The 21,670-nt window shown below is 65.6% G+C and carries 16 protein-coding genes; 9 read left to right on the forward strand and 7 right to left on the reverse strand.

What is annotated here, in order from left to right; translation table 11 throughout:
• Nucleotides 1–87: 87 nt before the first annotated feature.
• Entirely contained in the window at nt 88–2,265 is a 2,178-nt protein-coding gene (gene mdoH / locus BIWAKO_RS22785) for a glucans biosynthesis glucosyltransferase MdoH (protein ID WP_069880597.1), read from the reverse strand.
• Nucleotides 2,253–3,689, reverse strand: a complete 1,437-nt coding sequence (locus BIWAKO_RS22790; RefSeq protein WP_244523525.1) for an OpgD/OpgG family glucan biosynthesis protein — start codon at nt 3,687–3,689, stop codon at nt 2,253–2,255. The genes mdoH and BIWAKO_RS22790 overlap by 13 nt, the downstream gene beginning before the upstream one ends.
• Before the next feature lie 451 nt (nt 3,690–4,140).
• On the opposite strand from BIWAKO_RS22790, the gene glmU reads away from it, so the two are divergent.
• Together glmU and glmS are read left to right on the forward strand one after the other, a co-directional pair.
• On the forward strand, nt 4,141–5,511 hold the full coding sequence (glmU, locus tag BIWAKO_RS22800; RefSeq protein ID WP_069882708.1) for a bifunctional UDP-N-acetylglucosamine diphosphorylase/glucosamine-1-phosphate N-acetyltransferase GlmU: 1,371 nt from the start codon (nt 4,141–4,143) through the stop codon (nt 5,509–5,511).
• Nucleotides 5,512–5,618: 107 nt separating this feature from the next.
• Nucleotides 5,619–7,445, forward strand: a complete 1,827-nt coding sequence (gene glmS, locus BIWAKO_RS22805; protein WP_069880599.1) for a glutamine--fructose-6-phosphate transaminase (isomerizing) — start codon at nt 5,619–5,621, stop codon at nt 7,443–7,445.
• Here the strand turns inward: glmS and BIWAKO_RS22810 are convergent, their stop codons facing one another.
• Nucleotides 7,446–7,844 carry a YbaN family protein gene (locus tag BIWAKO_RS22810; RefSeq protein WP_244523526.1) on the reverse strand — a complete coding sequence of 133 codons (399 nt, stop codon included), beginning with the start codon at nt 7,842–7,844 and terminating at the stop codon, nt 7,446–7,448.
• 165 nt (nt 7,845–8,009) lie between these two features.
• Here BIWAKO_RS22810 and BIWAKO_RS22815 point away from each other — a divergent pair, with 165 nt between their 5' ends.
• Nucleotides 8,010–8,693, forward strand: coding sequence for a DUF502 domain-containing protein (locus BIWAKO_RS22815; RefSeq protein ID WP_069880600.1), 684 nt, complete (start codon nt 8,010–8,012; stop codon nt 8,691–8,693).
• A gap of 37 nt (nt 8,694–8,730) precedes the next feature.
• On the opposite strand, the gene BIWAKO_RS22820 is transcribed toward BIWAKO_RS22815, so the two are convergent.
• Together BIWAKO_RS22820 and recG are read right to left on the reverse strand one after the other, a co-directional pair.
• Nucleotides 8,731–9,564: an AraC family transcriptional regulator gene (locus tag BIWAKO_RS22820; RefSeq protein ID WP_069880601.1), complete on the reverse strand. Its 834-nt coding sequence runs from the start codon at nt 9,562–9,564 to the stop codon at nt 8,731–8,733.
• An 88-nt stretch (nt 9,565–9,652) separates the two neighbouring features.
• Nucleotides 9,653–11,755, reverse strand: coding sequence for an ATP-dependent DNA helicase RecG (gene recG / locus BIWAKO_RS22825; RefSeq protein ID WP_069880602.1), 2,103 nt, complete (start codon nt 11,753–11,755; stop codon nt 9,653–9,655).
• A 145-nt stretch (nt 11,756–11,900) separates the two neighbouring features.
• Here recG and BIWAKO_RS22830 point away from each other — a divergent pair, with 145 nt between their 5' ends.
• Complete coding sequence (locus BIWAKO_RS22830) at nt 11,901–12,197, forward strand: FAD assembly factor SdhE (RefSeq protein ID WP_069882710.1); 297 nt, start codon at nt 11,901–11,903, stop codon at nt 12,195–12,197.
• Nucleotides 12,198–12,217: 20 nt separating this feature from the next.
• Nucleotides 12,218–15,766 (forward strand): transcription-repair coupling factor, encoded by a 3,549-nt coding sequence (gene mfd / locus BIWAKO_RS22835; protein WP_069880603.1) that lies wholly within the window; start codon nt 12,218–12,220, stop codon nt 15,764–15,766.
• Nucleotides 15,767–15,960: 194 nt separating this feature from the next.
• Here the strand turns inward: mfd and rnd are convergent, their stop codons facing one another.
• Nucleotides 15,961–17,100 carry a ribonuclease D gene (gene rnd / locus BIWAKO_RS22840; protein ID WP_069880604.1) on the reverse strand — a complete coding sequence of 380 codons (1,140 nt, stop codon included), beginning with the start codon at nt 17,098–17,100 and terminating at the stop codon, nt 15,961–15,963.
• A 326-nt stretch (nt 17,101–17,426) separates the two neighbouring features.
• On the opposite strand from rnd, the gene aspS reads away from it, so the two are divergent.
• Genes aspS through BIWAKO_RS22860 form a run of 4 tightly spaced genes read left to right on the forward strand, consistent with a single transcriptional unit; the run spans nt 17,427 to nt 20,840 of the window.
• Nucleotides 17,427–19,202, forward strand: coding sequence for an aspartate--tRNA ligase (gene aspS / locus BIWAKO_RS22845; protein ID WP_069882711.1), 1,776 nt, complete (start codon nt 17,427–17,429; stop codon nt 19,200–19,202).
• Nucleotides 19,203–19,210: 8 nt separating this feature from the next.
• Nucleotides 19,211–19,582, forward strand: a complete 372-nt coding sequence (locus BIWAKO_RS22850) for a hypothetical protein (RefSeq protein WP_069880605.1) — start codon at nt 19,211–19,213, stop codon at nt 19,580–19,582.
• 12 nt (nt 19,583–19,594) lie between these two features.
• Entirely contained in the window at nt 19,595–19,897 is a 303-nt protein-coding gene (locus tag BIWAKO_RS22855) for a hypothetical protein (RefSeq protein WP_069880606.1), read from the forward strand.
• A 43-nt stretch (nt 19,898–19,940) separates the two neighbouring features.
• A complete protein-coding gene (locus BIWAKO_RS22860) occupies nt 19,941–20,840 on the forward strand; it encodes a glycosyltransferase family 2 protein (protein ID WP_069880607.1) in 900 nt (299 codons plus the stop codon).
• A 10-nt stretch (nt 20,841–20,850) separates the two neighbouring features.
• Here the strand turns inward: BIWAKO_RS22860 and BIWAKO_RS22865 are convergent, their stop codons facing one another.
• The gene (locus tag BIWAKO_RS22865; RefSeq protein ID WP_069880608.1) at nt 20,851–21,669 is read right to left on the reverse strand and encodes a class I SAM-dependent methyltransferase; all 819 of its coding nucleotides are present in this window, start codon (nt 21,667–21,669) and stop codon (nt 20,851–20,853) included.
• Between the last annotated feature and the right edge of the window lies 1 nt (nt 21,670).

The raw sequence follows: 21,670 nt of genomic DNA on the forward strand, positions 1-21,670 counted from the left end.
CGCCGCAGGTCTCGCAGGGCATGACGATGCCCGGCGAGCTGTTTCCCGTCCCCCGCCGTGGCTTCGATACGGACGAGCTTGCCCCGTCTAGTCCTTCGACGGCTGCAACGAGGACAGCAATCCAACCAGAGCGCGGTCGTGAAGTACGACCATGCGTTCCCTCGGCTTCAGCCAGATAGCCGCTTCGTCGATCGTCTCCGCCTCGACCAGCTTTGCCTGTGCGACGGCGCGCTCGGGCTCGACTTCACCGCGGCGGCGCGGATGCGCCTCGGGGAGCATCATGTCGTGCTCGGCGCGCAGGCGCGGATCGGCATGCAGGGCCTTGAGGCCGTCGGCTTCGTCGAAGCCCGCCTTGGCGAATTCCTCCTGCAGCGCATTGGCACGCAGCGCGATCGCCGGCGGGTCGCCTTCCTCCGGCGTCACCAGGAGCTTGTGCCGCTTCAGCCAGAGCCCGAGCGCGAGCTGGCCCGAAGCCCAGGACAGCGGAATCGCCAGTACGAGACCCACGATCGTCGGCGACATCCAGGCGAAGAGCGAGGTCGCGATCATGAAGGCCGAGATACCGGCGATGGCGCCGAGCGCCGTGTGCATTCGGTGGCGGCGGATGATGTCCTTCAGCGGAATCGAGCCGTCGTCGCGACGCTGCGGGTTCCAGCCCGTGTCGCGTCCGAGCAGGATCTGGAAGACCGAACCTGACTGGATCAGCATCATGATCGGAGCGAAGAAGGCCGAGAACAGGATCTCGAGCAGCGACGAGAGAATCAGCCGGATGGTGCCGCCGCAGGCGCGTCGCAGTTTGCCGTCGAACAGGGTCAGCAGCAGACCAAAGAGCTTTGGCGCGAGCAGGATCGCCATGGTCAGGGCGAACAGGTTCAAGGCGCGTTCGGGGTCGAAGCGCGGCCAGACCGGGAAGAGCGTGAACTCCTGCGTGAAGTACTCAGGTCGCGCGTAATTGACCTGCAGCACGATCAGAATGCCGACCACCAGCTGCATCAACCAGAACGGCGAGGCGAGATAGCCCATGATGCCGGTGGCGAAATGCTGGCGCGTCGACCAGACGAAACCCTTGGCGCCGATGATGCGCGAGTGCTGGAGGTTGCCCTGCGCCCAGCGGCGGTCGCGTACCGAGATGTCGATCAGCGAGGGCGGGCTCTCCTCATACGAGCCGGTCAGGTCGGGAAGCATGTAGACCGACCAGCCGGCGCGGCGCATCAGCGCGGCCTCGACGAAGTCATGGCTCAGGACATGTCCGCCGAAGGGGGGCTTGCCCTTCAGATCGGGCAGCCCGCAATGATCGGCGAACGCCTTGGTGCGAATGATCGCGTTATGTCCCCAGTAGTTGCCGTCGCGGCCCGACCACATGGCGAGGCCGGTCGCGATCACCGGTCCGTAGACCCGCGCCGCGAATTGCTGCAACCGCGCGAAGAAGGTGTTGCGATTGATGATCAGCGGCAGCGACTGGATGATTCCTGCGTCGGGATCGGCCTCCATCGCGGCAGCGAGGCGCACGATGCAGGTACCGGTCATCAGGCTGTCGGCGTCGAGCACGACCATGTGCTCGTAGTCCCCGCCCCAACGGGTGACGAAATCGGCGATATTGCCGGCCTTGCGATGATGGTTCTTCGGGCGGTGCCGATAATAGACGCGCGCGCCGGGGCCGAGTCGTTCGCGCAGAGCGAGAAAGGCGCGCTCTTCGGCGATCCAGACGTCAGGATTGGTCGTGTCCGAGACGATGAAATAGTCGAAATGCGCCCCGAGGCCCGTGGCCTCTACCGATTCCCGGATCGCGGCCAGCGCCGCGAAGGTCCGCGCTGTCGATTCATTGTAGATCGGCATCACCACGACGGTGCGATGCTGCAGGGATTCCGCCCGTTCGGTCCGGCCGGTCCGGAACAGCAGGCCGAAGAAACCCATCAGCGCGCTGGTGAAGGCGAGTGCGATCCACGAGAAGTTGACCGTGAACAGCAGCAGCAAGACATACTGCAGGAAGGTCGTGCGGCTGACCGACACGACATTGTACATTTCCCAGGCGCCATAAGCGGTGAGCACGAGGCCACCGCCGAAGACGAAGAGGCGCTTCAGCCATGGCGTCGTCCAGGCCAGAGGTGCGGCGGGCTTGCGGCGTTCCGCGGCCTTCCAGCTGCGGAAGGACTGGACCGGCATCACCAGCCGGTTCTCAGGCGGGGTCGCTGCCTCCGGGCGGGGCAGGCCCGGACGGGGGGCGGTTTCGGCCGCGCGCGGCGGCATCTCGGTCACCACGTCCATCGATTCAACCAGGTTTCCGATACGGGCTGGCCACCGGCCTCGAGCACAAGGCGCAGTTCGGAGAGATTCTCGTTGCCAGGGTCGACCTCAAAGCCGACGCGCATCAGCTTACGTTCCGGATAGGGCCAAAGACGCAAGCCGTGGATCGCCCCGGGCGTCGCCGTGATATTGGCGCGCGTCGCGGCAACCACAGCGGGGTCCGCCAGCTTGTCGCCGGTAAACTCGACGAAGAACCGCCGCCGCCGGCCCTGCGTGCCGCGGCCCTGACGCATGCGCGTGGCCAGGACGAGCGGTGGCCGCTCGGGCGGCTGCCAGCACCACGCCTGGCGATAGGCGACGGTGGTCTCGCTGCCTGCAGCGATCGGCTGGCGCGGCCGCCAGTAGGAAATGATGTTGTCATTGACGTCGGATTCGCTTGGAATCTCGATCAGCTGGACCGATCCGGCCCCCCATTCTCCGAGCGGTTCCATCCAGACACTGGGGCGAAGCTCGAAGCGCTGGTCATCATCCTGGAACGCTGCCGGATCACGCTCTCGCTGGACGAGGCCGAAACCACGCGGATTGGTGTCGACGAAGGAGGAGACCTGCAGATTGGTCGGGTTGCTGACCGGACGGTAGATCCATTCGCCGCCGCCGGTGAGCATCTGCACACCCGAGACTTCATGCACGGCCGGGCGGACATCGTCGAACGTCCGGCGGCTCTGGGCCCCCGACATGAAGGTGCCCATGGTGCAGCCGAATCCGACATGGTCCAGAGCCTGTCGCGCAAACAGGGTCATCTCGACATCGATGAAGGTGACGTCGCCCGGGCGGAGGGTCATCCTGACCGCCCCTGACAGACTCTCGGAATCGAGCAGGGCGTGAATCACGAGCATGCCCGATGCCGGATTGGGGCGCTCGATCCAGAAGGCGCGAAAGAAGGGAATCTCCTCGCCGCGCGTCTCGCCGGGGCGCAGGATCAGCGCGCGCGCCAGCGCACCGAAGTTCTGTCCGCGCGCAACTGCGCGGAAAAAGGTCGCTCCCTGGAAGATCGCAACCTCGTAGGGCCGCTCGAGCCCAGCGGAAACCCTGAATCCCGAGAACTGCAGATCGACGCCCGCCGGCGGCGGAGCGACCTTGCCGTAGTCGAACTTGCCGCGATCGAACGCAACGCGGCGCACCACTTCGTCCTCGACAGTGAACAGGCTGACGGGCGCAGAAAAGACGTAGCCGCGATGCAGGGGCTCGACCGTGAAGCCGCGATTCTCTCCAGCCCAGATCAGACCGCCGGGTTGCGCACGAATCCCGGAGAACTGGTCGAAGGGCAGGGTGGCGTAACCCTCGGGCAGATCATTGGTCGTTACCGGAACCATCGGGCGCCGCGACAACATGCGGGCGGCCTCGACAACCAGTGCGGCGTCGAAACGCTGACCTTCCGCGATCACCGACTGTACAGTTGCGGCCCAACTGGCCTGGGAGAATGCAGGGCTGGTGCCCATAAACGGAGCGGCGGCGAGGCTGTACGCCGCACCCTCCAGAAACCATCGGCGATTCAAGGATTTCGACATTATTTCCAACATACGCGGGCGGCGCAGTCGCACCCCAGCGCTTCTAGATCATTTCCCGGCTGACTGAAAAGCGGTTGGCGCTTAAAAATTGCGTGCGGTCAGCGACTTGGGCAACGCGTTCGCGTTGCCGGCGGAAAGGTATTGCCATTGCGTCTCGCCCCTCGAATACGCCGGCCGAAGATCTCTCCGGAGGTTTTGGCAAATGCCATCAGGATCGGCTATCCACGGCGACCGCAATGCCACCATGCACCAAATCGCCCACGCGACACCGTCAGGGTCACGGGAGCGAAAGGCTAGCTCCGCAGGGAAGCCGACAATCATGACCGAAATGCAGCCCGGACGCACCTGCCTTGCAGTTATTCTCGCCGCGGGCGAGGGCACCCGGATGAAATCGCAGCGCCCGAAGGTGCTGCATGAGATGGCCGGCCGCTCGCTGCTCGGCCATGCACTCGCAGCAGTTGCTGCGGCGGGAGCAGATGCGGTCGCGGTGGTGATCGGGCCGGATCGACCGGACGTCGCAGCCGAGGTCGAGGCGCTCTTGCCGTCGGCACGCGTCTTCGTCCAGGCCGAGCGCCGCGGCACGGCGCATGCGGTTCTTGCGGCGCGTGCGGCGCTGGCCGAGGGCTATGACGATGTCCTCGTCGCCTTCGCGGATACACCGCTGGTTCGGCCTGAGACCTTCCTGTCGCTGCGGGCTGGGCTCGCCGATGGTGCGCCGGTTGTCGCGTTGGGATTCGAGGCTGCCGACCCGACTGGCTACGGGCGGTTTGTGATGCGTGACGGCGTGCTGGAAGCGATCGTCGAGCACAAGGATGCGAGCGCTGCCGAGCGGACAATCCAGTTCTGCAATGCCGGGCTGATGGCCTTGGATGGCCGGCACGCACTTGCCATTCTCGATTCAATCGGCAACTCGAACGCCCAGAACGAATTCTATTTGACCGACGCCCCGGCGCTGGCGCGCGCCAAAGGCTTGAAGGTGGTCGCGCTGAGCGCCCCCGAAAGCGAAGTGCAGGGTGTCAATGACCGCGCCCAACTCGCCGCTGCGGAAGCAGAGTTCCAGCGCCGCAAGCGCCTGGCGGTCATGAAGGAGGGGGCGACGCTGATTGCGCCCGAGACGGTGTTCTTCAGCTACGACACGACAATCGGCAGCGATGTCCTGATCGAACCCAATGTCGTCTTTGGCCCCGGCGTCAGCGTTGCCGATGGCGCGGTGATTCATGCCTTCTCGCATCTGGAGGGCGCCGAGGTTGGCCCGCAGGCGAGCGTCGGGCCTTATGGCCGGCTGCGCCCCGGCGCGAAGCTGGCGCGCAAGGCTAAGGTCGGGAACTTCGTGGAGATCAAGGCGGCGGATATCGGGGAAGGAGCCAAGGTCAGCCATCTCACCTATATCGGGGACGCGAGCGTCGGCGCAGAGGCCAATATCGGCGCCGGTACGATCACCTGTAATTATGACGGATTCTTCAAATACAAAACGACGATCGGTGCCGGCGCCTTTGTCGGTTCGAACTCGTCGCTGGTTGCCCCGGTGACGATCGGCGATGGGGCTTATGTCGGCTCCGGTTCGGTCATCACCTCCGATGTTCCGCCTGACGGGCTGGCGATCGCCCGCGGCAGGCAAGTCGGGCGGGACGGTTGGGCGAAGGTGTTCCGGGAGAAGGCAAAGGTCAGGAAGCTGAGCGCGGCCAAGAACACGGATTGAATCGACGCCGAAACCGCCTTTTCACAGTCTGACATTCAACGTGATTGGGTGTTTTTGGCGTTCGCAGCTACACGGGCCGGCAACGGCAACACTCAAAGAGGTCGGGCATGTGTGGCATTGTGGGGATCCTGGGCAAGGAAGCCGTAGCCATTCAGGTGGTCGAGGCGCTGCGGCGGCTCGAGTATCGGGGTTATGATTCCGCCGGCGTCGCGACGCTGGAGAAGGGGCTGCTCACGCGCCGCCGTGCCGAGGGCAAGCTCAGGAATCTCGAGATCCGCCTGTCGAACGAGCCGCTCGATGGGATGATCGGCATCGGCCATACGCGCTGGGCGACGCATGGCAAGCCGAACGAGACCAATGCTCACCCGCATGCGACCGAGAAGCTCGCGGTCGTGCACAACGGCATCATCGAGAACTTCCGCGAGCTGCGCGCCGAGCTCGAAGCTGCGGGCCGCGTCTTCGAGACCGAGACCGATACCGAGATCGTCGCCCATCTCGTCACCAGCGAGATGGAGCGGGGCAAGGATCCGGTTGCGGCGGTTGCAGCCAGCCTGCCACGCCTGCGCGGTGCCTTTGCCCTCGCCTTCCTTTTCCAAGGCGAGGAAGACCTGTTGATCGGCGCTCGCAAGGGCTCGCCGCTCGCGGTCGGCGTCGGTGACGGCGAGATGTATCTCGGCTCCGACGCGCTGGCGTTGGCCCCTTTCACCAATCTCATCGCCTATCTCGAAGAAGGCGATTGGGTCGTGCTCCATCGCAAGAGCGCAACCTTCTACGACGTCACAGGCGCTCAGGTGGAGCGTCGCGCGCAGCGCGTCGCCGCCGGCACCTTCCTGGTCGAGAAGGGCAACTACCATCATTTCATGGCCAAGGAGATCCACGAGCAGCCGGAGGTCGTCGGCCATACGCTGACGAAGTATCTGGACATGGCTGCGGGAACCGTGCGCCTGCCCTTCGATGCCCCCTTTGACTGGAAGGCGCTGTCGCGGCTGTCCATCTCGGCCTGCGGAACCGCCTATTATGCAGGACTGACGGCGAAGTACTGGTTCGAGAAGCTGGCGCGTTTGCCCGTCGAGATCGATGTCGCCTCCGAATTCCGCTATCGCGAGGCGCCGCTGCCCAAGGACGGTCTCGCGCTCTTCGTTTCGCAATCGGGTGAAACCGCCGATACGCTCGCCTGCCTGCGCTACGCCCGTCAGGAAGGGCAGCACGTCCTTTCCGTCGTGAACGTGCTGACCTCGACAATCGCGCGAGAGAGCGATGCCGTGGCGCCGACCCTGGCCGGGCCGGAGATCGGCGTGGCCTCGACCAAGGCCTTCACCTGCCAGTTGACCGCGCTCGCGAGCCTGGCCCTTGCGGCGGCCCGCGCCCGCGGCACGCTCTCGGAGGCGGAGGAGGCCCGATATGTCCGCGAGCTGATCGCCCTGCCGGGATTGATGGCGCAGGCATTGACGCTGGAACCCGAGATCGAAAAGCTCGCCCGCAAGCTGTCGAAAGCGCGCGACGTGCTCTATCTCGGCCGTGGCACGAGCTTCCCGATGGCGCTCGAGGGCGCTCTGAAGCTCAAGGAAATCAGCTACATTCACGCCGAAGGTTATCCGGCAGGTGAGCTGAAGCACGGTCCTATCGCACTGATCGACGAGGACATGCCGGTCATCGTCATCGCACCGCATGATGCGCTGTTCGAGAAGACCGCCTCCAACATGCAGGAGGTCGCGGCACGTGGCGGCCGGATCATCCTGATCACCGACGCCAAGGGGGCTGCCGAATGCGGCATCGAGCCCGAGGTGACGATCGTGATGCCGGATATGGATCCGCTATTCGCACCGATTGTCTATGCAGTCCCGATCCAGATGATCGCCTATCAAACGGCCGTCTTCATGGGAAAGGACGTCGACCAGCCGCGCAACCTGGCAAAATCCGTCACCGTCGAGTGATCAATCCTCGCGGGTCGGCTCCGGCCGGCTCGCGACATAGCTTCCGGCGGCGAGCAGGCTGGCGCCGCTGGCCCAGAGCGCGACAGGCGGAGCGTCGCTCAGCGCCACCAGTCCGAAGCTGAACAGCATGGAGCCGCAGGCGATCCATTTCGCCCGACGGTCGATCGCGCCAGTTGCGCGCCAGCGACGGACATGCGGACCCAGCCTGGGATGGCCAAGCAACCAGGTCTCGAAGCGAGGCGAAGACCGCGAAAAGCACCCGGCCGCGAGAATCAGGAAGACTGTTCCGGGCATCAGCGGCAGCACGAGGCCGACAACCCCGATCCCCGTGAACACCCAACCGGCGGCGAACATCAACGGCCTGTACCAGCGGCGGAGCGGCCGGGGTGTTTCGGTCACGAAATCCATCCGTATTCGCGTCGGTGCGTGAGACGGGGCTGGTCAGCAGCACCGGCTCGGCTATCCTGCTCATATCGCGATGCAGCGCCGCCGAGGCAAGCACGCCATTTGGAGATCGGATTCCGGACCGCCATGACATCAGACGGCCCTCCTGATCCCAGCCTCATGCTTCAGCCGGACTTGCTGCGGCCGACTGCGGGCACGCGGCTGCGCCGCTATTTCCTGACCGGGCTCGTGATCGCGGGGCCGCTGGCGATCACCGCTTCAGTGACGTGGTGGTTCATCAACCTGATCGACGGGGTGGTGAAGCCGCTGATCCCGAACAATTATTTGCCCGAGACGTATCTTCCCTATCCGATCCCGGGCTTCGGGCTGGTGATCGGATTGATCGGCTTGACCCTGCTCGGCTTCCTGACGGCCAACCTGGTCGGACGTACCCTGCTCGATGCGGGAGAGGCGATCCTGCACCGGATGCCGGTGATCCGCGGCCTCTACAAGGGCGTGAAGCAGGTTTTCGAGACGATCTTCTCGCAATCGGGTACCTCGTTCCGCAAGGTCGGCATGGTGCAGTTCCCGCAGCCGGGCATGTGGTCCATCGTTTTCATCTCGCAGGAGGCGGCGCCCGAGATCAACTCACGGCTGCCGGATGGCAGCGAGCAGATCGGTGTCTTCCTGCCCTGTACGCCGAACCCGACCACGGGTTTCTTCTTCTACCTGCCGCGCCGCGAGGTGGTGGAGCTTTCGATCTCCGTAGAGGACGGCGCCAAGCTCATCATGTCCGCCGGGCTGATCCAGCCGGGGGAGAACGGCTCGAAGGCGCCGCCAGGCAACGGCAAGTCCCAGAACTGATCTGCGGGCTTGCCGTCCTGTCTCGTCCGGGAGGTCGTCAGGCCTTCAACGGAACCCAGATTTCGACGGTTCCGGTACCGCTTTGCGGATCGAAGCGCTCGTCATAGCGCTCGAAGCTCGGCCCTTCCGAGGCTTTCCAGCCCTTCTTCGGCAACCAGTCGCGCCAGATTGCGTCGAATGTGCCCTTGATGCCCGAAACATGGCCGTGATGCAGGAACACGACATAGCTCTGCTCGGGAATGCGGATGCGGTCGAATTCGGGTGGCAGGTCGGAAAAGGACTTCACCTCGACGCCAGCAAGATAGTCGAAGCAGCCCTCGTCGTCGGCGTTGTAGCAGACCCCGTAGCCGATGCCGCCGATCTGGCCCGGGACATGGCCGAAATGCGGAGCGAGCTTTTGCCAGAGCGACGGAATGCCAGCAGTGGTCTCATAGGTGTAGCGGCTGCCGAACCCGGCAACGAGCATGCTCTTGCCGGTCACTGAGCGGGGTTCTTCCAGGGTAACGGTTGGGCTTGCGTCCATGACGATGGGCTCCACGAGCTTGAGCGCCGAGAGATCGCGCCGCTCGCGCAGTTCTTCGGGCGTGAGGCCGAATTGCTCGCGAAAGGCGCGGGTGAAGGCCTCGTGAGAGCCGTATCCCCAGTCAAGCGCGACGGAGAGGATGTCCGGCGCGCCATTCGCCAGTCTCCGGGCGGCTTCGGTCAGCCGGCGCTCGCGCACATAGCGCATCACCGAGCGGCCGGTCGCGTTGCCGAAGGCGCGGCAGAGATGGAAGCGCGAGACGCCGCTGACCGAGGCGATCTCGTCGAGCGAGATCCCGGAGGCGAAGCGGCTCTCGACGCACCACACGGCTTTGCTGATTGGGTCCATTGTGGTTCTCACGAAGGCACACCCGGACGATGGCGATCCAGCGCTGCCGCCGCTTGATCGAAATTGATCTCCTGCAGGATCTCCAGCGCTACCCAGCGCGCAAGAGCCTGATCGCGACGTCCCTCTCGAACAGATAAAGCAGCGTCCTGACGGCCTCGCCGCGTTCGCCGGCGAGGTGCGGGTCGCGCTCGATCAGGAGCCGCGCATCATCGCGCGCGGCGGCCAGCAGATCGCCGTCGATTTCAGGGCGGGCAACGTGCCAGTCGGGGGAGCCGGACTGGCGCGTGCCGAGCACCTCGCCTTCGCCACGCAGGCGCAGATCCTCCTCGGCAATGCGAAAGCCGTCCTCGGTCTCGCGCATGATGGTCAATCGCGCTTCCGCGACCGAGCCCAACGGCCCCTTGTAGAGCAGGAGGCAGGTCGATGCGGCTGAGCCGCGCCCGATCCGCCCGCGCAACTGGTGGAGCTGGGCCAAGCCAAAGCGCTCGGCATGCTCGATCACCATGACGCTGGCATTGGGCACGTCGACCCCGACCTCGATGACGGTGGTCGAAACCAGGATGCGCGTCTCGCCAGCGACGAAGGCCGCCATTGCAGCGTCCTTGTCGCGCCCGGGCATCTGGCCATGCAGGAGCCCGACGCAGGTGCCGAAGTGCCCTCCCAGTTCCTCGAAGCGCTCCTGCGCCGCGGCGACATCGAGCGTGTCCGATTCCTGGACGAGCGGGCAGACCCAATAGACCTGCGCGCCGGCCTCCACCGCGCGGCCGACTGCGCCGACGACCTCGTCATAGCGTTCGAGAGAGATCGCGCGTGTCGAGATCGGTTTGCGGCCGGCCGGCTTCTCGGCGAGCACCGAGACATCCATGTCTCCGAACCAGGTCAGCGCCAAGGTGCGCGGGATCGGCGTTGCGGTCATGACCAGCACGTCGACGGCCTCGCCCTTCGAGCCCAGCATCAGGCGCTGGTGGACGCCGAAACGGTGCTGTTCGTCGACCACCGCCAGCGCGAGATCATGGAAGACGACGCCTTCCTGGAACAGGGCATGGGTGCCGACCACGATGGCGATCTCGCCGCTCGCCAACCGCTCGAGCACCTGGCGTCGGCCGGCGCCCTTCTCGCGGCCGGTCAGCAGGGCGAGCTTGAGCCCGGCCGTTTCTGCCAGCGGCGCCAGCCGTTCGGCATGCTGGCGCGCCAGGATTTCGGTGGGTGCCATCAAGACCGATTGCCGGCCGGCCTCGGCGGCTGCAACCATCGCCATCAGGGCGACAACGGTCTTTCCCGAGCCGACATCGCCCTGCAGCAGACGCAGCATGCGCTCAGGCTTCTCCATGTCCGAATGGATATCGGCCACGGCCTGGCGCTGGCCATTCGTGAGCGAAAAGGGCAGGGCGGCTTCGATCGCCTTGAGCATGCGGCCGTCACCGGCGGTGACGCGCCCGGCTGCCTTCTTCTGCTGCCGGCGCACCAGGGCAAGCGCGAGCTGGCTCGCCAGCAATTCGTCATAGGCAACGCGCCTGCGTGCGATCGTGTCGCCCTCGACGGCGCGCAGGTCCGGCGGGTGGTGCAGGGCACGGATGGCCTCGGCGAAGGAGGCGAAGCCGGCTTTCTGCAGAAAGCTGCGGTCCTGCCATTCGGCGAGGTCCGGGCATTTTTCCGCCGCTGCTGCCACGATGCGTGTCATGACCCGGGGACCGATGCCTTCGGTCAGGCCGTAGACGGGCTCGATCGACGGCAGGCTGGCGAAGGCCCGGGCATCCATGATGCGGTCGGGGTGGACCATTTGGCGCATGCCGTCCCAGAGCTCGAGCTTGCCCGAGATGATGCGGAACTCGCCGACCGGCAGCGTCTGCAGGAGATGGCGGACATCGGCATGGAAGAAGACCAGGGTCACGTCCCCGGTCTCGTCCTCGACGATGACGCGATAGGGAGCTTTGGCCTTGCCGGGTGGGGCCGGGCGATGCTCCGTGACACGGGCCGAAAAGGTCGCGACATCGCCGACCGGAGCGTCGGCGATGCTGGCGCTGGGGCGACGATCGATCGCGCCCGTGGGAAGGTGTAAGAGCAGGTCGACGACCCGCGCCGGCTGCGTCTCGTCGCCGAGCAGCTTGTCCAGAAGCTTGCCGAGCTTGGGGCCGACGCCGGGCAATGTCGTCGCGGGAGCAAAGAGCGGATCAAGCAGGGAAGGACGCATCTGCCTCGGGTGGGAACCGGAATTGCGGGAAACGCGGCGGTTCGGCCACTGACTCGCCCCGACGCCATCGCTATATAGCCTGCATCGGCAGGTTCCGCGACGGGGCCGGCCCGGTCCGCCATTTGCATTTCATGCGAGGCTTATGATGAGTGGCTCTTCCCGCACCAGTGCCGATCTCGATCCGCGCCGCCGCAAGATCCTGTTCCGTGCCTGGCATCGCGGCATGCGGGAGACGGACCTGATCATGGGCCGCTTCGCCGATGCCGAGATCGGAACGTTGAGCGATGCGGAACTCGACGAGTTCGAGCAGCTGATCGAGGTTCTCGACCGGGACCTGCTGTCCTGGATCACGGGAGAGGCCGAGGTGCCGGAGAACTACGATACGGCCGTGTTCCGACGGCTGAAGGCGTTCCACAACCACAGCAAGCCGATTCACGTCTGAGCACGCAGCGACAATCCGTTATGAGCATTCCGCCCCCCGCCCAGCTCGCCAAGCTGCAGATCGACCGCATCCTCGACGCGCTGAAGCGGGGCGACAAGCCGACGCTCGCCAGCGTGCCGGACGGGTTCGACGCCGTCGTCCTTGCCGATCTCGTCCGGACCCGGGCGAAGAAGGCCGAAGGTGCGGCAATGCTCGTCTTCGTCGCGCGTGACGGGCAGCGGCTGCAGGTTCTGGAAAATGCGCTCCAGTTCGTGGCGCCCGATCTGGAGGTGATGAGCTTCCCGGCCTGGGACTGCCAGCCCTATGACCGGGTCTCGCCGGCTCCTGCGATCGTTGCCCATCGCATGACGACGTTGTCGCGGTTGGCCAAGACCAAGTCCGGCGACAAGCCGCGTCTGCTGCTGACGACGGTCAACGCGGCGCTCCAGCGCGTGCCGGCCTTCAGCAAGGTGGCCTCGGAGAGCTTTTCGGCTGCGCCAGGCAACATGGTCGACACGGAGCAGCTCGCACGCTGGCTCGACATGAACGGCTATCTGCGGACCTCGACGGTTCGCGAGACCGGCGAGTTCGCGGTGCGCGGTGGCATCGTCGATCTCTTTCCGCCCGGCATGCCCGCGCCGATCCGCCTCGACTTCTTCGGCGATGCGTTGGAATCGATCCGGACCTTCGACCCCGAGACGCAGCGCACCACGGGCCAGTTGCGCGGACTCGATCTCGTGCCGATGTCCGAGGCGCAGATGACGAGCGAGAGCATCAAGCGCTTTCGCCAGTCCTATATCACGAGCTTCGGCACGCCTGGCCGCGACGACATGCTCTACGAGGCTGTCAGCGAAGGCCGCCGGCCCGCGGGGCTCGAGCATTGGCTGCCCTTGCTGGCCGACCGGCTCGACACGCTCTTCACCTATCTGCCGGATGTGCCGCTGGTTCTCGACGCGCAGGCCGAGGATGCGGTCGGCGAGCGCATCAGCCTGATCAAGGACTACTACGATGCGCGCAAGGCCGCCCTCGACCGGGGCGGCACGGGAGGGACGCCCTACAAGCCGTTGCCACCCGATGCGCTCTACCTGTCCCCGGCCGAATGGCGCGGTGTGATCGACAATGCCGGCGTCGCGTCGCTGACGCCGTTCCAACTGCCCGATAGCGACGGCAAGCTGATCGTCGATCTCGGCGCCCGCCAGGGTCGGAGCTTTGCAGCCGAACGCGCCGACAATGCCGGCAGCGTCTTCGACGCGGCGGTCGCCCATGTGAAGGCGCTGCAGGCCGATGGCCGGCGCGTCATCCTTGCGGCATGGTCGGAGGGCTCCCGCGAGCGCCTGGCCCATGTGCTGGCCGATCATGGCCTCAAGACCGTACAGACCACGGGGTCCCTGCGCGCAGCCTTCGATCTGAAGCCTGGCATCTCGGCACTCGCTGTCTGGGGCTTCGAGGCTGGCTTCGAGGCCGGCAAGCTTGCGGTCATCGGCGAGCAGGACATTCTGGGCGACCGCCTCGTGCGCCCGCGCCGCAAGACACGCCGGCCGCAGGATTTCATCGCCGAATTGTCCTCGCTCGCGCCGGGCGACCTTGTCGTCCATGTCGATCATGGCATTGGCCGCTTCATTGGATTGCAGAGCATCACGGCGGCCGGAGCGCCGCATGATTGTCTCGAAATCCACTATGCGGGCGATGCCAAGCTGTTCCTGCCGGTCGAGAACATCGAGCTGCTCTCGCGCTATGGCTCGGAGGATACCGAGGTTCCGCTAGATCGGCTTGGCGGCGGTGGCTGGCAGGCGCGCAAGGCCAAGCTGAAGCAGCGGATCCGCGAGATGGCGGGCAAGCTGATCCAGATCGCCGCCGCCCGCGCACTGAAGGAGGCGCCGCGCCTCGTTCCGCCGGATGGGCTCTATGATGAATTCCGGGCTCGCTTCCCGTTCGAGGAGACGGAAGACCAGCAGAACACCATCGACGCGGTATTGGACGATCTCGCGGCCGGTCGGCCGATGGACCGCCTGGTTTGCGGCGATGTCGGCTTTGGCAAGACCGAGGTGGCGCTGCGTGCCGCCTTCACGACGGCGCTGGCCGGCAAGCAGGTCGCCGTCGTGGTGCCGACGACATTGCTCGCCCGCCAGCATTACCGGAATTTCGCCGAGCGCTTTGCGGGGTTGCCGGTGAAAGTCGGCCAGGCCTCGCGCTTCGTCTCGGCGCCGGATCTCAAGGCGGTCAAGCAGGGCATTGCCGACGGCACCATGGACATCGTCGTCGGCACCCATGCCCTGCTCGGCAAGGGCGTCGAGTTCAAGGATCTCGGCCTCGTCATCGTCGACGAGGAGCAGCATTTCGGCGTCAACCACAAGGAGCGGCTGAAAGAGTTCCGCGCCGAGGTGCATATGCTGACGCTGTCGGCCACGCCGATTCCGCGTACGCTCCAACTCGCCATGACGGGTGTGCGCGAGCTCTCGATCATCGCGACGCCGCCGGTCGATCGGCTGGCCGTGCGGACCTTCGTCACGCCGTTCGATCCGCTGATCGTGCGCGAGGCGCTGCTGCGCGAGCGCTATCGTGGTGGCCGCAGCTTCTATGTCGTGCCGCGCATCGAGGACATCGCCGAGGTCAAGGACTTCCTCGACAAGCAGGTACCCGAGGCCAAGGTCGGCATCGCCCACGGCCAGATGGCGGCGGGCCAGCTCGAAGACGTGATGACGGCCTTCTACGAGGGCCAGTACGATGTCCTGCTCTCGACCACGATCGTCGAGTCCGGGCTCGATATCCCGACGGCAAACACCCTGATCGTGCATCGCGCCGATATGTTCGGCCTCGCCCAGCTCTATCAGCTGCGCGGCCGCGTCGGCCGCTCGAAGATCCGCGCCTATGCGCTCTTCACCATCCCGGCCAATCGCAAGCTGACCGAGCAGGCCGAGCGCAGGCTGAAGGTTCTGCAATCGCTCGACACGCTGGGGGCAGGGTTCCAGCTCGCCAGCCACGATCTCGACATCCGTGGCGCCGGAAACCTGCTCGGCGACGAGCAATCCGGGCACATCAAGGAGGTCGGGTACGAGCTCTACCAGCAGATGCTCGAGGAGGCGGTGGCGCAACTCAAGGCGGGCATCGACATCGTTGCCGAAAGCCAATGGTCGCCAAGCATCCAGATCGGTGCGCCGGTGATGATCCCCGAGCACTATGTCACCGATCTGACGCTGCGCCTGACCCTTTACAAGCGTCTCTCGACGCTCGACGAGGATGGCGAGATCCAGTCCTTCGGCGCCGAGCTGGTCGACCGTTTCGGACCGCTGCCGGAAGAGGTGCAGCAACTGCTGGAGATCGTGGCGATCAAGGCGCTCTGCCGCCGGGCCAATGTCGAGAAGGTCGAAGCCGGACCGAAGGGCATCATCGTTGCCTTCCGTGACAACGAGTTCGCCAATCCCGAGGGGCTGGTCGGCTATGTCGCGAAGCAGGGAACGCTGGCCAAGGTCCGTCCCGACATGCGGGTCGTCTTCATCGACGACTTCGAGACGGCGGAGCAGCGGCTCAAGGGCACGCGCCGGTTGCTGACCGATCTGGCGCGCATCGCCGAGCGAAAGAAGGCGGCGTGAGCATCAGCACGAGACGCTGGCCCTGGCCTCGTCCGTGATGGGAGGAGCGCGGCGGCGAAGCAATCCCGGCGTTTGCTAGAGGGGATTGCTTCGCTCGAGACGACGAGACGGGGCGTCTCTGACTTAAGGCATCGGCCCGAAACGCGGATTGCGGGAAGGTCGCTGCAAGCACGGAAGGTTAGATCATCGGCCGCTCAGGCGACGGTCACGCGCCCGCGGGAAATCTTCAGGCTCAGCTGCCCGTTCTTCAGCGCCAGTGCCTTGTTGCCGAAGACCTCGCGGCGCCAGCCTTGCAGTGCCGGTACATCGGCCAGGTCGTCCGAGGCGATGGCCTCGAGATCATCGGTCGAGGCCAGGATCTTGGGCGCGACGCGTTCGGCATCGGCGGTCGCCTTCAGCAACACCTTGAGCAGGTCGAGCACGGCGCCATTGGTCGGGCGTCCGCGCTCGCGTTCAAGACGGGGCAGGGTCCGCGGATCGAGCGCCAGGCCGCGCTCGATCGCCGCGAGCACCTCGCCGCCGGCGCGCGAGCGCTCGAAGCCGTTCGGCACGGAGCGAAGCTCCGCCAGCGCCTCGACCGAGCGCGGACCGCGCTGGACGATATCCATCAGCGCATCGTCCTTCAGCACCCGCTGGCGCGGCACGTCGCGGCTTTGCGCCTCCCGCTCCCGCCAGGCGGCGATCTCCATCAGCAGCGCAACTTCCTTGGGCTTGCGAATCCGGCCCTTCAGGCGCTGCCAGGCGTTCTCGGGCCTGACCTCATAGGTGGCCGGCGAATTCAGGATCGCCATTTCCTCGGCAACCCAGGCCTCGCGGCCGCTGGCGGCGAGATCGGCGGCGAGAGCGAGATAGATGTCACGCAGATAGGTGACATCGGACTCGGCATAGGTCAGCTGCGCCTCGGTCAGCGGACGGCGCGACCAGTCGGTGAAGCGCGAGGATTTGTCGATCCGCGCCTTGGCGAGGTCGTTGGCGAGCTGCTCGTAGCCGACGGAGTCGCCGTAGCCGCACACCATCGCGGCGACCTGGGTGTCGAAGAGCGGGGTCGGGAGCATCTTGCCGATGATCCAGATGATCTCGAGGTCCTGCCGTGCGGCGTGGAACACCTTGACGACGTTCTGGTCGGCCATCAGCGCCAGGAAGGGCGCGAGGTCGATTTCGGGTGCGAGCGGATCGACAAGCACCGCCTCGTCGGGCGAGGCGAGCTGGATCAGGCAGAGCTTCGGATAATAGGTCGTCTCCCGCAGGAATTCGGTGTCGACCGTGACGAAGGGATGCTGGGCCAGCCGCGCGCACGCCTCGGCCAGATCCTGTGTGGTGGTGATGAGGCTCATGATTAGCGGCTTAGCGGAGGAACGGGTTGTCCGTCGAGTCCGCGTTTCATGCTTCTGCTCGTTGGCGCCGCATGACCTGCAGAAGAACTGGCCTGTCCCCCGGGGTCCGGGCAAGGTCATCTGCCTGGTCTACGTATCGAAACCTTCACACCATGGCGCGCCGGCCTCTGCCGCCTCCTGCGGCGAACAGCTGGAATGCCAGCTTCGCGCATCACGATTGTCGCTGCCATTCTTGACAATCCGCGCGCCTGCGTGTGCTTACGCCGAAGGTTTCAGCTGGCCTTGCGCCGGCTCCTTCGCATTTCCGAGAGACGAGTCCCGTGACCTTGCATCGCTATCGCTCCCACACCTGCGGCGCCCTTCGCGAGAGCGATATCGGCAATCAGGTTCGCATTTCGGGCTGGTGCCACCGCATCCGCGACCATGGCGGCGTGCTCTTCATCGATCTGCGCGACCATTACGGCATGACCCAGGTCGTGATCGATCCGGACTCGCCGGCTTTCGCCGAGGCCGAGAAGATTCGGGCCGAGTGGGTCATCCGCATCGACGGCAAGGTCAAGGCTCGCCTCGAGGGGACCGGGAACGCCAATCTTGCAACCGGTGCGATCGAAGTCTTCGCTACGGCGCTCGAAGTGCTGGGTCCTTCCGGCGAGCTGCCGCTGCCGGTGTTCGGCGATCTCGAATACCCCGAGGACACGCGCCTGAAATATCGCTTCCTCGACCTGCGTCGCGAGAAGCTGCACAACAACATCATGCTGCGTGGCAAGGTCATCGACTCGCTGCGCAACCGCATGAAGACCTCGGGCTTCTCGGAATTCCAGACGCCGATCCTGACCGCATCCTCGCCGGAAGGCGCGCGCGACTTCCTGGTGCCGAGCCGGCTGCATCCCGGCCATTTCTACGCCCTGCCGCAGGCGCCACAGCAATACAAGCAGCTGCTGATGATGGCGGGCTTCGACCGCTATTTCCAGATCGCGCCCTGCTTCCGCGACGAGGATCCGCGCGCCGATCGTCTGCCGGGCGAATTCTACCAGCTCGACGTCGAGATGAGCTTCGTCACGCAGGAAGACGTTTTCCGCACCATGGAGCCGGTGATCGCCGGCGTCTTCGAGGAATTCGGCGGCGGCAAATCGGTCACCAAGAACTGGCCGCGCATCCCCTATGCCGAGTCGATCCGCAAATACGGCTCGGACAAGCCCGATCTTCGCAACCCGCTCGAGATGCAGGATGTGTCGGAGCATTTCCGCGGTTCGGGCTTCAAGGTCTTCGCCCGCATCCTGGAAGACGAGAAGAACCAGGTTTGGGCGATTCCTGCGCCGGGTGGCGGCTCGCGTGCCTTCTGCGACCGCATGAACTCCTGGGCTCAAGGCGAAGGTCAGCCCGGCCTCGGCTACATCATGTGGCGCGAGGGCGCGGGCGCTGGCCCGATCGCCAACAATATCGGTCCGGAGCGGGTCGAGGCGATCCGCGTCGCGCTTGGTCTGAAGGATGGCGACGCTGCCTTCTTCGCAGCGGGCAACCCCGACAAGTTCTACAAGTTCGCCGGCGCCGCCCGTAACAAGGTTGGCTCGGAGCTCGGCCTGATCGACGAGAACGCCTTCGCTTTCGCCTGGATCGTCGACTTCCCGATGTACGAGTACAACGAGGACGAGAAGCGGGTCGATTTCTCGCACAACCCGTTCTCGATGCCGCAAGGCGGGTTGGAGTCACTGCAGAAGGACGATCCGCTGGCGATCAAGGCCTTCCAGTACGACATCGCCTGCAACGGCTACGAACTTGCCTCGGGCGGCATTCGCAATCACCGCCCTGAGGCGATGGTCAAGGCCTTCGAGATTGCCGGCTATGGCGAGGAGACGGTGATCGAGCGCTTTGGCGGCATGTACCGCGCCTTCCAGTATGGCGCGCCGCCGCATGGCGGCATGGCAGCCGGTATCGACCGCATCATCATGCTGCTTGCCGGCGCCAGCAACCTGCGTGAGGTCGCGCTGTTCCCGATGAACCAGCAAGCCGTCGATCTGCTGATGGGGGCGCCTTCCGAGGTTGGCCCGAAGCAACTGCGCGAGCTCCATATCCGCCTGAACCTGCCTGAAAAGAACGGCTGATCCCCGCCATGCCTGCCCCGACCGGAGCGCGCTTGCCCGCGCTCGCCTGCCTGCTCGCGCTGCCGCTAACCGCCTGTGTCACCGCCGCGCCCCATACAAGCTCGGGGCGGGCGGCTGAGCTTGCCAATCTGGTCTCGCGCTCGATCGCCTGCCGTGCCGGGGCACCACGCAGCAGCACGCTCGACCGCTTCCTCGACGCCGAGCGTGCCCGCGGCGCGACACCGGAGCAGATCGCAGGAGCGCGCTCGACCTATGTCACCGTCTCGGAGGCGGCGACCATCAATCAGGATGTCCGGCCCGAAGCCTGCTCTGCGGAAGAACGCAGCTCCTTGAAGCCACGCATGGCGCGGGTCCGGGCAGGCGACTTCAGCGGGCTCTGAGCGCGATCAGCCATGCCCTTCGCCAGAGCCTTCCTCTGCAGCCTGCTTCTGCCTGCGCTTGCGGCCTGCACGACGACTGCCGGTCCAGTGCCTGGCACGGCGGAGTTTGCGGCCGTCAAAGTCTCGCGCGGCTATGATTGCGGTGTCGCCGTCGATCGCCGCCGTGTGATGGCGGGGCTTGCCCCGGCCGAGCGCGGACGCTTCGTCGCCGTCAATGCCAGCCTCGCGGTGAAGTCCTACAAGGCGCCGCGCCACTGCGACGCCGCCGAGCGCAGCGCGGTTCAACACGAGCTTGCCACACTCACGCGGCGCTGAATTCTGCTTGCCTGCCGGGGGCGATCCCGGCCAGAAGGCAGGAATGCCGCCCGCGAACGAGTTGCTCCCGCTCCACGAAACCGTCACCGCGGTCGTCGTCGCCTATGACAGCGCCGATGTCCTGCCGGCCTGCCTGGATGCGCTGCGGCGCGAAGGTGTGCCTGCCATCGTCGTCGACAATGCCAGCGGTGACGATTCGGCCGCGATCGCGCGGGCGCATGGCGCAACGGTGATCGCGAGCCCCAGGAATGAAGGCTATGGCCGAGCCAACAATCTCGGCATCGCTGCCTGCCGCACTCCCTATGCCCTGGTCGTCAATCCCGACCTCGTGCTGCAGCCTGGCGCCATGGCAGGGTTGCTGGCTGCCGCTGGGCGCTACCCCGATGCCGGGATGCTGGCTCCGCGCATTGTCGAGCCGTCAGGGCGCATCTTCATCCAGCCGCGGTCGCTGCTGTCCCCGGCTCATCTGAATCATTCCGGCGCGGCAATCGTACCGGAGGGGGATGCCTGCCTGCCGTTTCTCTCGGGCGCCTGCCTCCTGCTCCGCTGCGAGGTCTTCGAAGCGCTAGGTGGTTTCGATCCGCGAATCTTCCTGTTCTACGAGGATGACGATCTTTGTCGCCGGATGAGGGACGCCGGCCATGCGCTCGTGCATGTGCACGAGGCGCAGGCTCATCACGCGCGCGGCCGTTCCAGCAAGCCCAGCCCCGGCCGCCGCTTCAACGCACGCTGGCATCTCGCCTGGTCGCACGCCTATATCGCGGCCAAGTACGGGCAAGCCGGGCCGTCGTCCCTTGCGATTTTCGAAAACATCGCAAAGACAGTTGGTTACGCCCTGATCTTTAACCGCCTCAAGATGATGGCGCATGCCGGATCGGCCGTTGGCGCGCTGGACTGGCGGCGAGGGCGGACGGCGCTCTCGCGGCAGGGCCTGGACGAATAGCTCGCGCGCCTTAGAGGTGCAGGTCCTTCATGGGGGTGGTGATGATCCTGCGGATCTCGCGCAACTGCCTGAAGACCAGCCGTGCCTTGCGCAGCACGTTGCTGTCGGCCGCGAGCAACTCGGCCTCGCGTGCGGCAAAGGCGGCTTTGCCCTGCAGGGCAGGGATTGGGCTCAGCGGCAGCGGCGTGTTCGGCAGGGTCGAGAGGTCGAGCTCCGCCAGAGCCGGCTCGGCTCCGCGAAGGCTCTTGCCGATCACGCTGCGCGCCGCGTCGAGGCGGGTTGCGGCGGCATCCCGGACCGGCTTCTGCATCACGGCGCTGGAATCGCGCCACTGGATGCCCCTTCGATAGGCCGGAACCCATTGCACCTGGGCTTCGAGCAGGTTCAGCCCGGCATAGCGGGCGAGCGCTGGGAAGGCATCGTCATAGAAGCGCCAGCAATCGACGGGGAAGCGGTGCCGTGGACCGCCGCCTGGCGAGGTGATGAACGCGAGTCCATTGCCCTTCAGCACGCGCGAAATCTCAAGGATGGTGATCCAGAAATACTCTGCATGCTCGAAGACCTCCGAGCAGGTCACGACATCGACCGAGCCGGTGGCGATCTCTTTCCAGTCATAGGGATCGGCCACCGCCACATCGACGTTCAGCCCCGGCTCGATGTCCATGCCGACAAGTTTCCAGGCCGGGTTCGACATGACGTCGCGGTTGGACAGGCTCTGTCCGTCGACGATGGCCGAGCCGACGTCGAGCACGGTTAGCGGCGAGGTCTCGACGGCGGAGAGATAGGCCTTGCGGAAGACCCGCGCCTTGTCGTTGGCAGAATCATGCATG

Source organism: Bosea sp. BIWAKO-01 (assembly GCF_001748145.1).
In the GTDB taxonomy this organism is placed as follows: Bacteria; Pseudomonadota; Alphaproteobacteria; order Rhizobiales; family Beijerinckiaceae; genus Allobosea.

Excerpts from the sequence above, each read along its gene's own strand:
- mdoH (WP_069880597.1), bottom strand. The coding sequence starts at position 2,265 with ATGGACGTGGTGACCGAGATGCCGCCGCGCGCGGCCGAAACCGCCCCC.
- glmU (WP_069882708.1), top strand. The coding sequence starts at position 4,141 with ATGCAGCCCGGACGCACCTGCCTTGCAGTTATTCTCGCCGCGGGCGAG.
- glmS (WP_069880599.1), top strand. The coding sequence starts at position 5,619 with ATGTGTGGCATTGTGGGGATCCTGGGCAAGGAAGCCGTAGCCATTCAG.
- BIWAKO_RS22815 (WP_069880600.1), top strand. The coding sequence starts at position 8,010 with ATGCTTCAGCCGGACTTGCTGCGGCCGACTGCGGGCACGCGGCTGCGC.
- BIWAKO_RS22820 (WP_069880601.1), bottom strand. The coding sequence starts at position 9,564 with ATGGACCCAATCAGCAAAGCCGTGTGGTGCGTCGAGAGCCGCTTCGCC.
- recG (WP_069880602.1), bottom strand. The coding sequence starts at position 11,755 with ATGCGTCCTTCCCTGCTTGATCCGCTCTTTGCTCCCGCGACGACATTG.
- BIWAKO_RS22830 (WP_069882710.1), top strand. The coding sequence starts at position 11,901 with ATGAGTGGCTCTTCCCGCACCAGTGCCGATCTCGATCCGCGCCGCCGC.
- mfd (WP_069880603.1), top strand. The coding sequence starts at position 12,218 with ATGAGCATTCCGCCCCCCGCCCAGCTCGCCAAGCTGCAGATCGACCGC.
- rnd (WP_069880604.1), bottom strand. The coding sequence starts at position 17,100 with ATGAGCCTCATCACCACCACACAGGATCTGGCCGAGGCGTGCGCGCGG.
- BIWAKO_RS22850 (WP_069880605.1), top strand. The coding sequence starts at position 19,211 with ATGCCTGCCCCGACCGGAGCGCGCTTGCCCGCGCTCGCCTGCCTGCTC.
- BIWAKO_RS22855 (WP_069880606.1), top strand. The coding sequence starts at position 19,595 with ATGCCCTTCGCCAGAGCCTTCCTCTGCAGCCTGCTTCTGCCTGCGCTT.
- BIWAKO_RS22860 (WP_069880607.1), top strand. The coding sequence starts at position 19,941 with ATGCCGCCCGCGAACGAGTTGCTCCCGCTCCACGAAACCGTCACCGCG.
- BIWAKO_RS22865 (WP_069880608.1), bottom strand. The coding sequence starts at position 21,669 with ATGCATGATTCTGCCAACGACAAGGCGCGGGTCTTCCGCAAGGCCTAT.